General features: G+C 70.2%; 16 protein-coding genes. 6 read left to right on the plus strand and 10 right to left on the minus strand.

Annotated elements, in window-relative coordinates; translation table 11 throughout:
* From ACWEH3_RS06390 to rimP, 4 genes are all read right to left on the minus strand, one after another.
* Positions 1-394: translation initiation factor IF-2 N-terminal domain-containing protein (locus ACWEH3_RS06390; RefSeq protein ID WP_452358278.1), on the minus strand; the 394-nt coding region annotated here is incomplete at its 3' end.
* Between the two features lie 106 nt (positions 395-500).
* On the minus strand, positions 501-833 hold the full coding sequence (locus tag ACWEH3_RS06395; protein WP_450019146.1) for a YlxR family protein: 333 nt from the start codon (positions 831-833) through the stop codon (positions 501-503).
* Positions 834-955: 122 nt separating this feature from the next.
* Positions 956-1,984 (minus strand): transcription termination factor NusA, encoded by a 1,029-nt coding sequence (nusA, locus tag ACWEH3_RS06400; RefSeq protein WP_450019148.1) that lies wholly within the window; start codon positions 1,982-1,984, stop codon positions 956-958.
* Positions 1,981-2,646: a ribosome maturation factor RimP gene (rimP, locus tag ACWEH3_RS06405; protein WP_450019150.1), complete on the minus strand. Its 666-nt coding sequence runs from the start codon at positions 2,644-2,646 to the stop codon at positions 1,981-1,983. The genes nusA and rimP overlap by 4 nt, the downstream gene beginning before the upstream one ends.
* Positions 2,647-2,806: 160 nt before the next feature.
* On the opposite strand from rimP, the gene ACWEH3_RS06410 reads away from it, so the two are divergent.
* Together ACWEH3_RS06410 and ACWEH3_RS06415 are read left to right on the plus strand one after the other, a co-directional pair.
* Positions 2,807-3,403 (plus strand): hypothetical protein, encoded by a 597-nt coding sequence (locus tag ACWEH3_RS06410; protein WP_452358279.1) that lies wholly within the window; start codon positions 2,807-2,809, stop codon positions 3,401-3,403.
* On the plus strand, positions 3,400-3,834 hold the full coding sequence (locus tag ACWEH3_RS06415) for a ferritin-like domain-containing protein (RefSeq protein ID WP_450019154.1): 435 nt from the start codon (positions 3,400-3,402) through the stop codon (positions 3,832-3,834). The genes ACWEH3_RS06410 and ACWEH3_RS06415 overlap by 4 nt, the downstream gene beginning before the upstream one ends.
* Before the next feature lie 101 nt (positions 3,835-3,935).
* Here ACWEH3_RS06415 and ACWEH3_RS06420 read toward each other — a convergent pair whose 3' ends face one another.
* The gene (locus tag ACWEH3_RS06420) at positions 3,936-5,687 is read right to left on the minus strand and encodes an acyl-CoA dehydrogenase family protein (RefSeq protein WP_450019156.1); all 1,752 of its coding nucleotides are present in this window, start codon (positions 5,685-5,687) and stop codon (positions 3,936-3,938) included.
* Between the two features lie 185 nt (positions 5,688-5,872).
* Positions 5,873-7,630: a proline--tRNA ligase gene (locus ACWEH3_RS06425; protein WP_450019158.1), complete on the minus strand. Its 1,758-nt coding sequence runs from the start codon at positions 7,628-7,630 to the stop codon at positions 5,873-5,875.
* Positions 7,631-7,688: 58 nt separating this feature from the next.
* Here ACWEH3_RS06425 and yaaA point away from each other — a divergent pair, with 58 nt between their 5' ends.
* Positions 7,689-8,432, plus strand: a complete 744-nt coding sequence (yaaA, locus tag ACWEH3_RS06430; protein ID WP_450019272.1) for a peroxide stress protein YaaA — start codon at positions 7,689-7,691, stop codon at positions 8,430-8,432.
* On the opposite strand, the gene ACWEH3_RS06435 is transcribed toward yaaA, so the two are convergent.
* Positions 8,425-9,066 (minus strand): HD domain-containing protein, encoded by a 642-nt coding sequence (locus ACWEH3_RS06435; RefSeq protein ID WP_450019160.1) that lies wholly within the window; start codon positions 9,064-9,066, stop codon positions 8,425-8,427. The two genes, yaaA and ACWEH3_RS06435, sit on opposite strands and share 8 nt — an antisense overlap.
* Positions 9,067-9,119: 53 nt before the next feature.
* Positions 9,120-10,112, minus strand: a complete 993-nt coding sequence (locus ACWEH3_RS06440) for a PucR family transcriptional regulator (RefSeq protein WP_450019162.1) — start codon at positions 10,110-10,112, stop codon at positions 9,120-9,122.
* A gap of 111 nt (positions 10,113-10,223) precedes the next feature.
* Between ACWEH3_RS06440 and ACWEH3_RS06445 the strand changes: the two genes are divergently transcribed.
* Together ACWEH3_RS06445 and ACWEH3_RS06450 are read left to right on the plus strand one after the other, a co-directional pair.
* On the plus strand, positions 10,224-11,714 hold the full coding sequence (locus ACWEH3_RS06445; protein ID WP_450019164.1) for a CoA-acylating methylmalonate-semialdehyde dehydrogenase: 1,491 nt from the start codon (positions 10,224-10,226) through the stop codon (positions 11,712-11,714).
* Between the two features lie 133 nt (positions 11,715-11,847).
* Positions 11,848-12,261 (plus strand): PPOX class F420-dependent oxidoreductase, encoded by a 414-nt coding sequence (locus tag ACWEH3_RS06450; protein ID WP_355070067.1) that lies wholly within the window; start codon positions 11,848-11,850, stop codon positions 12,259-12,261.
* 2 nt (positions 12,262-12,263) lie between these two features.
* On the opposite strand, the gene ACWEH3_RS06455 is transcribed toward ACWEH3_RS06450, so the two are convergent.
* Complete coding sequence (locus ACWEH3_RS06455; protein WP_355070065.1) at positions 12,264-13,724, minus strand: MFS transporter; 1,461 nt, start codon at positions 13,722-13,724, stop codon at positions 12,264-12,266.
* Positions 13,725-14,053: 329 nt separating this feature from the next.
* The gene (gene cobA / locus ACWEH3_RS06460) at positions 14,054-15,328 is read right to left on the minus strand and encodes a uroporphyrinogen-III C-methyltransferase (RefSeq protein WP_450019167.1); all 1,275 of its coding nucleotides are present in this window, start codon (positions 15,326-15,328) and stop codon (positions 14,054-14,056) included.
* Between the two features lie 198 nt (positions 15,329-15,526).
* On the opposite strand from cobA, the gene ACWEH3_RS06465 reads away from it, so the two are divergent.
* Positions 15,527-15,970, plus strand: coding sequence for a nucleoside deaminase (locus ACWEH3_RS06465; RefSeq protein WP_450019274.1), 444 nt, complete (start codon positions 15,527-15,529; stop codon positions 15,968-15,970).
* Positions 15,971-15,982: the final 12 nt, after the last annotated feature.

Consider the following 15,982-nt stretch of genomic DNA (forward strand, 5'->3'; position numbering starts at 1 on the left):
GGGCGGCGGGCTTGGGCGCCGGGGACGGTCCGGGACGCGCGGCGGGGCCCGGCTTCACGGCCGGGGATTCGCCGGTGCGCGCGGCGGGAGCGGCGGTCTCCTGCGCGGTGGGCGCCGGAGTGGGCACCGACGGACGGGGACCCGGACGCGGGCCTCCGCCCGCGGGCTTGGGGGCCGGACGACCGGACGGTCCGGGGCGTGCACCCGGCTTGTTGCCGTTGGACGGGGCGGATTTCGCCGCGAACGACTCACGCAGCCGGCGGGCGACGGGAGCTTCCACCGTCGAGGACGCCGACTTCACGAACTCGCCCTGCTCCTTGAGCGTTGCGAGTAGTTCCTTGCTCGTGACACCGAGTTCTTTTGCCAACTCGTGCACGCGGGCCTTGCCTGCCACTGCTCTCCTCACTGAGAGGCCGAGCAGCGCCACCGTTGGGGACGGCGGCCCGCACGACCTCGGGTTATCTCCGATGGACGTTCATCGTTGGTACTTCACGGTGTGCTCATGAGTGCTCGTGCCTGTTCTCGAGGTAATGCTCCAGGGCTGAGATATCCAGATGTCCGGACACTCGTAGTGCTCTGCCGATCGCTCGGCGCCGCTCTGCCGCGCGCAGACAAGCCGAAAGGGGGTGCAGCCAGGCACCCCGTCCGGGAAGTCTGCGCCGCGGATCGGGAACGATCTCGAGGACGTGGGAGCCGTCTCCGGTCTCACGGTCCCGAGCCACGATCCGCAACAGATCGACGGCCAGCTCGCGCTTCCGGCACCCGATACACGTCCGTACCGGAGCCGCTCGACGCCGGGGCGCCTGGTGCTGCTCGGTGGTGCGGTCGGGCATGGGAACCGAAGACTCGGACTGAACCTTGGACCACTCTACCGCTGCCACGCTCGGAACGCCGAACCCCTCCCCCGCGGAAGTTACGAACCTGTCATCCCGAGCACTCCGCGGACGGGCTCCGGTCAACTGCGATGCGCCTCCGTCCGGACGGATCCGCCCATGTCGGGCGCTGCATCGCTGCGGATATCGATGCGCCAGCCGGTCAGCCGCGCGGCCAGGCGGGCGTTCTGCCCCTCCTTGCCGATCGCCAGGGAAAGCTGGAAATCGGGGACCACTACGCGGGCTGCCCTTGCCTCCGGGTCGACGATAGTGACCGAAACCACTTTCGACGGCGAGAGCGCATTGCCGACGAAGGTCGCCGGATCGTCGGCGTAGTCGATGATGTCGATCTTTTCGCCGGCCAGTTCGCTCATCACGTTGCGCACGCGCTGTCCCATGGGCCCGATACAGGCGCCCTTGGCGTTGACGCCGGGCACCGTGGTGCGCACGGCGATCTTGGATCGGTGCCCCGCCTCGCGCGCCACGGCGACGATCTCCACCGAGCCGTCGGCGATCTCCGGCACCTCCAGCGCGAACAGGCGCCGCACCAGATTCGGGTGGGTGCGCGACAGCGTGATCTGTGGCCCACGCGGTCCACGCGAGACCCCGACGACGTAGCACTTGATCCGGTCGCCGTGCTCGTAGGTCTCGCCGGGCACCTGCTCGGCGGGCGGGATCAAGCCCTCCGCGCCGTGCAGCTCGCTGCCGATGCGCACCACGACGGTGCCGCGGGCGTTGGCGCGCGCGTCGCGCTGCACCACACCGCCGACGATGTCGCCCTCGTGGGTGGAGAACTCGCCGAAGGACTTCTCGTTCTCCGCGTCGCGCAGCCGCTGCAGCACGACCTGCCTGGCGGTGGTCGCCGCGATCCGGCCGAAGCCCTCCGGGGTGTCGTCCCATTCGGAGATCACGTTGCCGTCGGCGTCCACCTCGCGCGCCATCACCCGGACCACGCCGGTCCTCTGGTTGATGTCGATGCGCGCGTTGGGCTGGTGGCCCTCGGTGTGGCGGTACGCGGTGAGCAGCGCCGACTCGATCGCGGAGATCACGGTCTCGATCGAGATCCCCTTGTCGGCGACGATCGCGCGCAGGGCTTCGATTTCGATGTTCATTCCACGATCCCTTCGGTCGGCGAATCGGACGCTGTTACGGATTCGGACAGTGCATTCGGTGTTCCTCGGAGCTGCGCGGCGTCCTCGACCGCCACCGCGTCGTCCGCGCCCGGAGCGGGCCGCCCCGGAACGACTCCGCCCGTGAGTTCCAGCTCCCGAGCACTCGGCGGGGAGAACTCGACTTGGACGACGGCCGTGGCGATGTCGGCGAGCGGGACCGTCACCCGGCGCGGGTCGCGTTTGCCGCCGAGCACCAGCGCCACCGAATCACCGGTGAGCGCGCCGACCCTGGCCTCGAAGGTCGCCGACCCTTCCGGCGGCTGTGCGCCTTCGCGTAGTCGCACGCGCACCTTCCGCCCGCGCGCCCGACGCCAGTGCCGGTCGGCGGTCAACGGGCGGTCGATCCCGGGGGTTGTGACTTCCAACAGGTAGGGCGTCTCGCCGAACTCCCCCGCGTCGTCCAGCAGCGCCGACAGCTCCGTACTCAGAGTCGCCAGGGAGTCCAGATCGGAGGTGTCGCGGTCCACGGTCACCTGCACCCGAGCCTGCGCGTCCACGCGCGTGCCCGCCGTCGAGATCTCGACGCCCTCGAGATCGAATCCTCGGCGTTCGACGAGACCAGCTACTAGCTGGCTCACCCTTTCCTCGGTCGGCATCGGCATGTGGGCGGCTCCTGGTTCAGTTGTGACGCGGCGGGAAATTTCTCTACCGAAGGTCTAGCGTAACGCGCCACGAGAGTGTAAAGGACCAGCGGTCCAGGAGTCCGCACGCCACGGCCGATGCTCGTCCGGCGACCCACCGCGAGTCTGGCACGATAGTGCCGTGCCCATCCGCCTTCCCGCCCCGCCGCGCGCCGGGCGCACTTCCGGCATGCCCTCCGACCGGCACGAGCCCCGCCGCGCCGCCCTGGATCGTCGCAGCGCGCTACGTCTCGCCGGCGGCGGAACGGCCGGGGTGCTCGCCCTCGGCGCGCTGGTCGGCTGCACCGGTGACGACGTGGTCCACGAACCGGATCCGCTTGCCGCACAAGAGGTCGCGGCCCGCTCCGACGCCGCGGCGGCGACCGCGGCCATCGCAGTCGCGCCCGACCGGCACGCCGCGTTGGCCGCGATCGCGGCCGAGCGCACCGCCCACGCCGACGCCTTGCGCACCGAGATCGACCGCGCGATCGGCGTCTACGCCGACGGCACCAAACCGGCGCACCGCACCCGCGCCGGTGCGTCCGGTCCGTCGGCCGTGGCTTCGGGCAGCGCCGTGCCGCCCGCCGCGCCGCCGAGCGTCGAGACGCTGCGCACGCAGCTCACCGCCTCCCAGAAATCGGCGGCCGAACTCGCCCGCGCCCTGACCGGCTATCGGGCCGGTCTGCTCGCTTCGATCAGCGCGGCCTGCGCGGTGCAGACGGGGGTGTTGCTGGCATGACCGAGGACGAACGCCGAGCGCTCATCGACGCGCTGAACGCCGAATACGGCGCGGTGTACGCCTATGGGGTGATCGCCGCCTACGCCTCCTCCGAGCGCACCAGGCTGGTCGCCGAGCACACCGCCGCGCACCGGGCTCGCCGCGACACCACCGTGGACGCCCTCGCTCTGGGCGGCGCGACGGTGCCGCCGCCGGACGCGGCCTACACGGTGCCGTTCGCGGTGACCGATCCGATCTCGGCCGCCAAGCTGGCCGTGACGGTCGAGTCCGACACCGCCGTAGCCTGGCGGTCGGTGGTCGAGCGCGGTGACTCCATGGCCATCCGGCGCACCGGTGTCGAAGCGCTCACCGAGGCCGCCGTCCGGCTGGCCGCGTGGCAGTCGATTCTCGGCGCGAATCCGCCCACGGTCGCGTTTCCTGGCAAAGCCTGACCGGTCGACCGGGTCGAGTGCCCGAGACCTGATGCGCCGCAAAGGAAACGACGCGAACAGCGGCCGCGGCGAACCGGGCCGCCGTTCGCTCGACAACCGACCTACGGCCGCATCTCGTACGCGCCGTCGTAGGACGCGACCTCGGCCCACACCCGGTCGAAGCGCGGGCGATCGGCGACCGGCGGCCGCAACGCGGATGCCGCCCAGCCCTGCTGGTCCGGCGTGGCCGACGGCTTGCCGTACAGCGCGGTGGCGTAGCCGTTGAAGTCGCGGACCTGGAAGTCGAAGATCTGGTCGATCAGGTCGCGGTCCAAGCCGGTGATCGCGGCCTGCTCCAGGATCAACTGGCCGTAGACCACCAGGGAGAACAGGTGGCCGATGGTCAGCATGAAGTCCAGGTCCTTCTGCTGCGCGGCGTCCGGGGCCGCCGTGGTCAGCAGCGTGCGCAGCGCCTGCGCCTGCTCGTAGAACCGGCTCACGTTCGGGATGTCGGCGTCCTTGTCGTAGATCGGCGCCCAGTCGGCGAAGCGCACCTTGCCCGCGCCCCGCGCCGGGCCCTGGCGCCAGAAGAACGCGTCGTCGGCCGCGTCCTGCCGGGTGCCGATCTCCGGGTAGTCCTGCGGGTCGAACAGATAGTTGGGCATGAACTTCAGGATCTGCCCGACGTTCACGTGCACCGTGCCCTCGAGCCGGGGCAGCGTGCTGATCAGCCGTTGCACCTCGGCGAAGTAGGTGTTCTTCTCGAATCCCTTGGCGGCCAGCACATCCAGCAGCAGCGTCATGACGGTTTCGCCCTCGGAGGTCACCTTGGACTTCGTCATCGGGTTGAACAGCAGGTACCTGCGATCCTCCAGGCTCGCGGCGCGGAAGTAGTCGATCGCGCGGTCGCTGAACAGCTTCATCGCGATGATGCGCGCGTAGGCGTCGACGAAATTCGCCCGCACGTGCGGGAATTCGGTGACCGGGTTGCCGTAGAGGACACGGTTGTTCGCATGGGTGATCGCCTCGTAGAAGGAGTGCTCGACCATGCCGATTCCGCCGTGGCACAGATTGAACTTGCCCACGTTCACGGTGTTCAGCGCCGCGGAGAACGCCTCGGGGCCGGTGTGCAGGATGTCCTCGGCCCGCACCGGGTAGTTCTCCAGCCGGAAGGTGCTCACGTACATCTGCTGATGTACGACGTTGCCGAGCAGGCGATAGTTCTCGTGCCGGGAGTCGGCGGCGAACCAGACGTACGCGTCGGCGCCTTCGAGGTCGGCGCGGCGGGAGAACACCGACACCATACTGGCCACGTTGCCGTTGCCGATGTAGTACTTCTCGCCGTTGGCGCGGAAGAGGATTCCGGCTTCGGCGTCCGCGCTTCCCGGCTCGGTCGGGGTCAATACCAGGTCGGTGTTGTAGATGTCCGCGCCGTGGCTCTGCTCGGACAGACCGAACGCCATCACCTCACCCGCGGCCAGGTCGGCGGCCGCGCGCTTCTTGGCGGCCTCGTTGTCGCTCTGCCAGATCGGGCCGAGGCCGAGGATGGTCACCTGCTCGGCGTACCAGTACGCCAGACCGTAGAAGCCGAAGATCTCCGACAGCGCCGCGTTGCGCGCGGCGTCCCAGCGGCGGTCCGGGTCACCGTCGGCATACGCCGCTGGGGTCAGGAAGGTGGCGAACAACTTCTCCTTCTTCACGAAGTCGAGGAAGTCCGCGGTCCACACCGCGTTCGCGTCGTCGGCGAGCAGACGCTGTTTGCCCCGCCCCTCGAACCACTCGATCGTGGCGCGCAGCAGGCGCCGCGTCTCGGCGTCGAACTGCTGCGGATCATAGGTGGCGGGGTTGAACAACCGCGCGTCGGTGTTTGTCATGCCGGTTAACTTACCAGCGGGTAATAGCAGCGTGGAGGAGGTCCGCGGATCTGTAACCAGCGAATTCAGGTTACGGTCGCGTAGGTGACATCGTCCCGTTCCCGCGTGCGCATTCTCCTGCGGCCTTCGTGCCGATAGCGAACGGCCCCCGGTATTTTCTGCCGGGGGCCGTTCGGGGAAACGAGTCAGCCGCGAACTCTGGCCACCACCGCGTCCACCGCGGAGGCGGCGGGGAGTTCCTCGGTCTCGCCGGTGAAGCGGTCGCGCAGTTCGACCTTGCCCTCGGCCCAGCCGCGGCCGATCACCAGCACCAGCGGCATGCCGAGCAGCTCGGCGTCCTTGAACTTCACGCCCGGCGAGGCGGTGCGATCGTCGAAGAGCACGTCCAAGCCCTGCGCGTGCAGGCCGGACACCACCTCTTCGGCGCCCGCGCGGGCCGCGTCGTCCTTGTTCGCGATGACGACGTGCACGTGGTAGGGCGCGACCGCCGCGGGCCAGCGCAGCCCTTTGTCGTCGTGCTGCTGCTCGGCGATCACCGCGACCATGCGGGAGACGCCGATGCCATAGGACCCCATGGTCAGCCGCACCGGCTTGCCGTTCTCACCGAGCACGTCCACCTCGAACGCGTCGGTGTACTTGTTGCCGAGCTGGAAAATGTGGCCGATCTCGATGCCGCGGGCCGCCACCAGGGTGCCGCGCCCGTCGGGCGAGGGGTCGCCGTCGCGGACCTCGGCGGCCTCGATGGTGCCGTCCGGGACGAAGTCGCGGCCCGCGACCAGGCCGACGACGTGCCTGCCCGGCTCGTCGGCGCCGGTGATCCAGCTGGTGCCGGTGCCGACGCGGGGATCGACCAGGTACCGAACGCCGTTGGCCTGCAGCGCCTTCGGGCCGATGTAGCCCTTGACCAGGAACGGATTCTCGGCGAAGTCCGCTTCGGTGAGCAGCTCGACCTCGGCCGGTTCGACCGAGGCGCCGAGGCGCTTGTCGTCGACCTCGCGGTCACCGGGGACACCGATGCCGACGATTTCGGTCTTCCCGTCCGGGTGGCGCAATTTGACCATCACGTTCTTCAAGGTGTCGGCCGCGGTGACCGGACGGCCGTAGCGCTCGGCGATGCCCGCGCCGTTGGCCCAGTCCACCAGCGTCGCGATGGTGGGAGTGTCCGGGGTGTCGTGCACGACCGCCTCGGGCTGTCCTTCGATGGGCAGCGGTTCGGGAGCGGGCGTGACCACCGCCTCCACGTTGGCCGCGTAGCCGGACTCCGGGCAGCGCACGTAGGTGTCCTCGCCGACCGGGCTGTCGGCCAGGAACTCCTCCGACGCGCTGCCGCCCATCGCGCCCGATGTGGCGGCCACGATGACGTACTTGACCCGCAGCCGATCGAAGATGCGCTGGTAGGCCTGGCGGTGCGCGTGATAGCTGGCCTTGAGTCCGTCTTCGTCCAGGTCGAAGGAGTAGGAGTCCTTCATCACGAACTCGCGCCCGCGCAGGATGCCCGCCCGCGGGCGCTCCTCGTCGCGATACTTGGTCTGGATCTGGTACAGCGTGACCGGCAGGTCCTTGTAGGAGCTGTACTCGCCCTTCACGGTGAGCGCGAAGAGCTCCTCGTGGGTGGGCCCGAGCAGGTAGTCCGCGCCCTTGCGGTCGCGCAGCCGGAACAGGCCGTCGCCGTACTCGGTCCACCGGTTGGTGGTCTCGTACGGTTCGCGCGGCAGCAGCGCGGGTAGTGAGATCTCCTGCCCGCCGATCGCGTCCATCTCCGCGCGCACCACGTCCTCGACCTTGCGCAGCACGCGCAGGCCCAGCGGCAGCCACGAGTAGACACCCGGGGCGACGCGGCGCACGTAGCCGGCACGGACCAAGAGTTTGTGGCTGGGCACCTCCGCGTCGGCGGGATCGTCGCGGAGAGTGCGCAGGAACAGGCGGGAGAGGCGGGTGATCACGGAAGCACAGGGTAGTCGCTGGCCGGACGCCGGTCCCAGCGCATTACCGTATTCGTTCGTGCTGGTCCTGCTGCCTCCCTCCGAAACCAAGTCCGACGGCGGGGCCGGGGCGCCGCTCACCCTGGACTCGCTGGCGATGCCGCAGCTCACGGCGGTGCGCGCCCGGCTGATCGAGGAAGTGGTGCGCCTGGCGGCCGACCCGGAACGCTCCCGGACCGCGCTCGGCCTCGGCAAGGGGGCCGACGGCGAGATCGCCCGCAACGCCGCGCTGCGCACCTCACCGACGCGGCCCGCGCTGGAGCGCTACACCGGCGTGCTCTACGACGCGCTCGACGCGCGCTCGTTCACCAAGGCGCAGCGGGCCAAGGCGGATGCCCGGCTCGGCATCGGCTCCGCGTTGTTCGGCGCGGTCCGCGCCGGTGACCCGATTCCCGCATACCGTCTGTCCGGCGGCTCGAAACTACCCGGTCTGCCTACTCTTTCGGCCGTCTGGCGCGACGAGCTCGCGGCGGCGCTGCACGCCGAGGCGGCGGGCGAACTCGTCGTCGACCTGCGCTCGGGCACCTATCAGCAGTTGGGGCGGGTGCCCGGCGCGATCACCGCCAACGTCCTCACCGAGCATCCGGACGGGTCGCGCACGGTGGTGAGTCATTTCAACAAACACCACAAGGGTCTGCTGGCGCGTGCCCTCGTGCTCACCAGAGCCGAACCAGCCGACGTGCGGGGCGTCGCACGAGTGGCGGCCAAAGCGGGGTTGCGCGCCGAGATCGCCTCTGCGACCGAACTTCTGATCATCACCTGAGCGCGTCCGGCGGTTCCGTGGTGAGCGCGGCGAGTTCGGCCGCGAGGTTGGCTCGGGCCGCCTCCTCGTACCGGCGCCGCGCCGTGGGCGTCCGGAACAACCGCGGCTGCTCGGCCAGTTTCCGCAGCACCGCCGCCCGGCCCGCGCGGAACAGATCGTCCGGGACGTGCGCGTATTCCGCGCGCACCGCCCGCGTATAGGCGGCGTATCCGGACGCGTCGGCGGCGAGGATCGCCAGGTCGGCGTCGCAGAGCACGTTGCCGTTGCGATCGTCGGCGGCGGTCCGGTGGGTCGCGGTCAGGCGAACCAATCTGCCGACCTCGCCGACCAACTCGGGCGCCGGGCCCACTGCGGGCAGCGTCGTTTCGGCCAGTTCGGCGCTGCGCTCCTCGTTGTCGGCGCGATCGACGGCATAGATCGCGTCGTGGAAGAAGGCCGCGTAGCGAACAGCGACCACGTCGTGCGCGTCCTGCGCCAGATCGTCGATGACCGACAGCATCGCCGCCAGATGATCGACCGTGTGATATCGCCGATGCGGCTCCCGGTATCGGTTGATCAGCTCCGAACCCACCGCGCCGAACTGTTCCCCCGCCAACTCGATCCAGCGAGTCAGCAAACGTTCCTCCACCGTCATGGGCCCAGTCTCACGCAAACCGCGGTCGCGCGACAACGGCGTGGCGACCGGGATCACCCCTGACCCGGACCCGCCGTCAGATCACGGATCAACAGCGCGGTGTGCAGGGAGGTGCGGGACTCGCCGTCGTCGAGATCGACTTCGAGGATGCGCGCGATGCGGGCGAGCCGTTCGTAGAGGGTGGGGCCGCTGATTCCGAGCCTGCGGGCGAGTTCGGTCTTGTTGCCCGCGAGATCGAGGAACTGCCGCAGCGTGCGGGTCAGATCCGCGTCGTGGCGGATGTCGTAGCGCAGCAGCGAGCTCAGCTCGGTCTCGGCGAAGCGCTGCACGCCCGGCTCCGCCCGGATCAGCGACAGCAGTCCGCGCAGCCGCACGTCGCCGCTGCGATAGAACGGCCGAGACGCCGAAGTTCCCAGCGAGAGAGCGACGTGCGCGGCGTGCGGGACGCCGTGGGCGGTGTCCGACACCGTGCCCGCGCCGATCACCACCCCGCGCACTCCGTCGACGCGCCTGACCTCGCCCAGCATCGCGGCGCGCGCGGCGGGCAATGCCTCGTCCGGATCACCGGCCCGGGGCAGCGCGACGATCAACGACACCCGGTCGCCCGGCCCGGTGGCAACCAGCGCGGTCACCTTGGCCAGACCCAGTCCGTGCGTCACCGCGTCCACGATGCCCGTCGTGCGGCGCTGACCCGCCAGCGGATCGGACTCGGCCGCCGCGGCGACCTCGACGGCCAGCGGCACGTAGACGGCACGGCGAGCCAACCCGAGCGCGGCGGCGCGCGCGAGGGCGTCGCGCTCGTCGCGTCTGCCGTTGACCAGGTCGTCGATCAGTCCGGTCCGCGCCTGGCGGTGCGGGCCGAAGCGATCCTTCTCGATCATGCGGTGCAACGTCAGCGTCTGGGCGGCGCGTTCGAGCACCATGCGCGCCCGTGCGGTCGCCACGCCGTCGGCGCGCAGGATCAACCGTCCCCAGCGCCGCGGGTGCGGGCCGACGGCCACCGCGTTCCAGTCGTCCGGCAGCAGGCGGGAGGTGGCCTCCGGCACACCGAGAAGGGTGTATGCCGGACAGTGGTAGTCAGGCCGCGTTCTCGCCCCCGATCCGGTCCAGGCGGGAGTCACGGCACCGCCGATGCTCACCGATCGAATCGAGGAGACATGCAAACCATCGCGCACTGGCTCGACGGCAAAGCTTTCGCGGGCACCGGCGAGACGACGGCGCCGGTGACCAACCCGGCGACCGGCGAAGTGACCGGACAGGTCGCGCTGGCGACCGTCGCCGATACCCGCGCGGCCATCGATTCCGCCGCGAAGGCCTTCCCGGCTTGGCGGGACACCTCGCTGACCCGGCGCACCCAGATCCTGTTCCGCTTCCGTGAGCTGCTGAACGAACGCAAGGAGGAGCTGGCCCGGCTGATCACCGCCGAACACGGCAAGGTCGTCGCCGATGCCGTCGGCGAGGTGAGCCGCGGCCTGGAAGTCGTCGAATTCGCCTGCGGCATACCGCATCTACTCCAGGGCGGCTATACCGAGAACGCCTCCACCAAGGTCGACATCTTCTCCATCCGCCAGCCGCTCGGGCCGGTCGCGATCATCTCGCCGTTCAACTTTCCCGCGATGGTGCCGATGTGGTTCTTCCCGATCGCCATCGCGGCGGGCAACACGGTGGTGCTCAAACCGAGCGAGAAGGACCCTTCCCCGTCGCTGTGGCTGGCGCGGCTGTGGGCCGAAGCCGAACTGCCCGCGGGCGTGTTCACCGTGCTGCAAGGCGACAAGGTGGCGGTCGACGAACTGCTGGACAACCCGGGCGTCAAGGCCGTCTCGTTCGTCGGCTCGACGCCGATCGCCCGGTACGTCTACCAGCGCGGCACCGCCGCGGGCAAGCGGGTGCAGGCGCTCGGCGGCGCGAAGAACCACATGGTGGTACTGCCGGACGCGGACCTGGATCTGGCCGCCGACGCCGCGGTGAACGCCGGGTTCGGCTCGGCGGGCGAGCGGTGCATGGCGATCAGCGTGGTGGTCGCCGTGGGCGGGGCTGGCGACGCGCTGGTCGGCAAGATCGCCGAGCGGGCCGGGACCATCAGGACCGGCGACGGCACCCGGGGCGCCGACATGGGTCCGCTGGTCACCCGGGCGCACCGCGACCGGGTCGCCGAGTACATCGCGGCGGGTGAATCCGCCGGAGCCACCGTGGTTCTCGACGGCCGGGGCGTCGAAGCGGACGGCGCGGCCGACGGCTTCTGGCTCGGTCCGACGATTCTGGACCGGGTCACCACCGACATGAGCGTCTACACCGACGAGATCTTCGGACCCGTGCTGTCGGTGGTGCGCGCCGACAGCTACGACGAGGCGCTGGCGCTGATCAACGCCAATCCCTACGGCAACGGCACCGCCCTGTTCACCAACGACGGCGGCGCCGCGCGCCGCTTCCACAACGAGGTCGAAGTCGGGATGGTCGGCATCAACGTGCCGATCCCGGTTCCGATGTCCTACTACAGCTTCGGCGGCTGGAAGAACTCGCTGTTCGGCGACGCGCACGCACACGGCACCGACGGCGTGCGGTTCTTCACCCGCACCAAAGCGGTCACCACCCGCTGGCTCGATCCCAGCCACGGTGGACTGAACCTCGGCTTCCCCCGGAACAGGTAGGCGGAGACCGAGGCGAAGGAGGGGCTGGCGATTCTGGACCACGCGTTGGCGGCGGACCGGCACACCGTCTGAGCGGCAGCGTCTTTCGCGGCCGACGGGAATGCGGTGCCGTCTCGCGTTGTTCGCTCAGAGCGTGACCACCACCGCTGAGTTCTCCGACGAACTGAAGAAGTACCTGGACGAAGAGAAGGTCTTCGCCACCGCGGCCACGATCGGGCCCAACGGGCAGCCGCACCTGACCGTGATCTGGCTGAAGCGCGACGGCAACGACCTGCTCTTCTCCACCACCACAGATCGCCAGCAGGGCAAGAACCTCGCGCGCGACCCGCGCATCACCGTGCTGATCAATCCGCCGGACAACCCGTACGTCTACGCGGAGATCCGGGGCAGCGCGACCCTCACGCCCGATCCGGAGAAGACGCTGCCCAACGAGCTGTCGGCGAAGTACACCGGACAGAAGTACGTGGACTTCAACCCCGCCTCCGTCAACGACGGCCCGCGCGTCATCGTGCGCGTGACACCCCGTCGAGTAGCGGGGAGGTTCTGAGTTCAGGCCTGCTGGGCTTCTTCTTGGGCGTGCTGAGCCATGGCCAGTTGCTGCGGGGTGAAGCGCAGGGTCAGGGCGACCAGCCCGGCCGCGAACGCGGCGAAGGCGCAGACGAACAGCACCAGGGTGTAGCCGTTGCCGAGCGCGGCGATCTCCGCGGACGTCATCCCGGCCACCTTCTCGGTGCGGCCGCCGAGTGAGAGGGTGCGGGAGGCGGCGATCGGCGTGAGCAGGCCGATGGCCACGGGGGTGGCCAGGTTCATGAACATCTGCCCGACCGCGGCCAGCGGGCCGATATTGGCGGGCGGCACGCCGACCAGCACACACAGCGGTGCGAGCACCATGGCGATGCCGACGCCGAAGCCGATCACCACCAGCAGCGGCAGCAGCGTGGCGAAATACATGACCTCGCCGTCGAGGGTGGAGCCGAACAGCAGACCGACGCCGAGCACCACGGCCGCGCCCGCGAGCAGCCAGCGCGGCGCGATGTACAGCGCCGCCTTGGAGGCCACCGCGCCGCCGATGCCGATGCCGACGGTGAACGGGATCGCCGCGACGCCCGCCTTGAGCGGCCCGTACCCGATGACGTTCTGCATGAACTGGGCGACGAAGAAGGTCATCGCACCCAGCACCCCACCGGCCAGGAAGATCAGCAGGAAGGTGGCGACGCGGTCACGGCTGTCGAACAGCGACCACGGCAGCAGCGGGTCGTCCACCCGCCGTTCCAGCGCCACGAAGACGATCAGCAGCACGACGCCCGCGATCAGCGAGCCGATGATCGCCGGGTGCCCCCACCCCATCTCCGGCCCCTCGGTCGCGCCGAACACGATCGACGCGCAGGCGAAGGTGCCGAGCACCGCGCCGGGGATGTCGAGGGCCGAACGGTGATGTTCGGTGTCGGCGAGCTTGTAGGCCGCGCCCAGGATGATCAGCGCGCCGATCGGGACGTTGATCAGGAAGATCCACCGCCACGACAGCTGGGTCAGGGCGCCGCCGACCACGAGGCCGCCGACGGAGCCGATGCCGACCATCGACCCGACGATCGCGATCGCCTGGTTGCGTGCCTTGCCCGGCGCGAAGGTCGTCGCCACGAGCGCGAACGCGGTCGGCGCCGCGACGGCCGCGCCCGCGCCCTGGAAGGCCCGCGCGGCGAGCAGCATCGCCTGGTTCTGCGCCAATCCGCACAACAGCGAGGCCAGCGTGAACACCGCGACACCGACCACGAGCATGCGCTTGCGGCCGAACGCGTCACCGAGCCTGCCGCCGAGCAGCATCAGACCCGCGAAGGTGAGCCCGTAGGAGGTCACCGTCCACGCGCTGCCCGCGCTGGACAACCCCATCTCCTCTTGCAGCCGCGGCAGCGCGAAGATCACGACCGTGCCGTCGAGCACGACCATGAGCTGCAATCCGCTCAGGACTAGGATCGCGAGCCCGAAGGCCCGCTGCGTCACTGGATACTGCATCGTCGCAGCGGGGTTCCGAAGCACAGTGAGTCACTGTAATTGATGCCGCTGCCGTATTTGTCCGCCCACCGACCCGACCGCACCCCACGACGAGGAGCTGACCCTGTGATCCGGGCGGACCGAACGGTCTCCGGCTCGTCCGCTCCACTGCCGGCCCTCGGCCGACTGGGCGACCTGCTGTGCCGCACGTCGCGGGGCGGATCGGGGGCCCGCGAGGACGACGCGCACTCAGCGGGCGGCCACCGGCACGGGTGCCACCGCGACCGGGACGGACGGCGGTCGATGCGGCCAAGGTCTCGCGGAATCGGATCGCCGCACCGCCGCGGACGCTAGCCCGCCGCGGAGTCGGCGTGCGGAACGAGCGCGTCGGCGGAGAAACCGGCGGTCGGGCCGATCACCACGATCGCGGGTGGGCGGATGCCCTCGGCGCGCACCCGGGCGGCCACCGTGCCGAGATCGGCGCGCAGCACGCGCTGCGTGCGCAGCGTGCCCTCCTGGATGACGGTGGCGGGGGTACCCGCCGGACGACCGCCCTCCAGCAGCGCGGCGGCGAATTGTTCGATCCGCTCCACCGCCATCATCAGCACCAGGGTGCCGCGCAGCCGGGCCAGTGCGGGCCAGTCCACCAGCGAATCCGGGTGATCCGGCGCGACGTGCCCGCTCACCACCACGAACTCGTGGGTGACGCCGCGATGGGTCACCGGGATACCCGCCGCGGCCGGCACCGAGATGGGACTGGTGACGCCGGGCACCACCGTGACCGGGACCCCGGCGGCCACACAGGCCTCCAGCTCCTCGTACCCGCGCCCGAACACGTACGGGTCGCCGCCCTTGAGCCGCACCACGAACTTGCCCGCCTTCGCACCTTCGATCAGCGCGGTGTTGATCGCCTCCTGCGCCATCGCCCGCCCGTACGGGATCTTGGCGGCGTCGACCACCTCGACCTCGGGCCCGAGCTCGGCGAGCAGTTCCGGCGGCGCGAGCCGGTCGGCCACCACCAGATCCGCCCTGGCCAGCAACCGCCGTCCGCGCACGGTGATCAGGTCGGGATCACCGGGCCCACCGCCCACCAGGGCGACACCGGGCGCGATCGGCGTCGAGTCGTCGCTCACGACACCGGATTGCAGGGCTTCCAGCAACGCGTTGCGCACGGCCGCCGAACGCCGGTGCTGCCCGCTCGCGAGCACACCGAGGGTGAGCCCGTCGTAGCGTGCGGTGGCCGGGGTGACCGCCGTGCCCAGCCGTGCCGTGTCGGCGCGCACGCAGAAGACCCGCCGCCGGGTCGCCTCGGCCACCACCGCCGCGTTGGTCTCGGGTTCGTCGGTGCACGCGATCGCGTACCAGGCGCCGTCGAGGTCGCCGTCGGCGTAATCGCGCAGCGTGACGGTGATCTGCCCGGAGCTCGCCATTCCCTCGACCGCGGGCGTGACGGCACGACTCACGACGTGGACGTCCGCGCCGGCGGCGATCAGCAGGCCCAGCCTGCGCTGCGCCACCGACCCACCGCCGACCACGACGACACGCCGTCCGTGCAGATCGAGCCCGACCAGGTAGTTCGGGTCGCCGGTGGGCTGATCTTGCGTTGCGTCTGACGTGTTCGGCACAAGTTTCGAGCCTACGGCGTGACCGGCGGGCACCGGCAATCGACCGGCACGCCCGCACGGTCGACGCAACGACCACGCGGCCGGGCAAACCTACTGTGACCAGTGGTAACAAGCGATTCGATGGTCCGCGGCGGTAGGTTGCGGTGTAGTCGTCCAGCTCGGAAAGGCGGACCGATGAAGCAGCCGACACCGGCACGACTGCTCGACGTGGCCTACGACGAGGCGCTGCGCGGGCTCGCCGAGGGCGGCATCCCGATCGGTGCCGCCCTCTTCGACGCGGGCGGCGTCCTGCTCGGGCGTGGCCGTAACCGCCGGGTGCAGTCCGGCGACCCCAGCATGCACGCCGAGACCGACGCCTTCCGCGCGGCGGGACGTCGTCGCGATTACCGCGACACCATCATGGTCACCACGCTCTCGCCGTGCTGGTATTGCAGTGGCCTGGTCCGTCAGTTCGGCATCGGCTCGGTGGTGGTCGGGGAGTCGCAGACCTTCTCCGGCGGGCACGAATGGCTCGCCGGGCACGGCGTCGTCGTCACCGTCCTGGAAGACCGGCGCTGCATCGACCTGATGACCCGCTTCATCGCCGAGCATCCCGCACTGTGGCACGAGGACATCGGAGTCGCCGACGATCTCGAGGCTTGACCCGAGCCGCGG

It is taken from the genome of Nocardia sp. NPDC004718 (assembly GCF_053601535.1).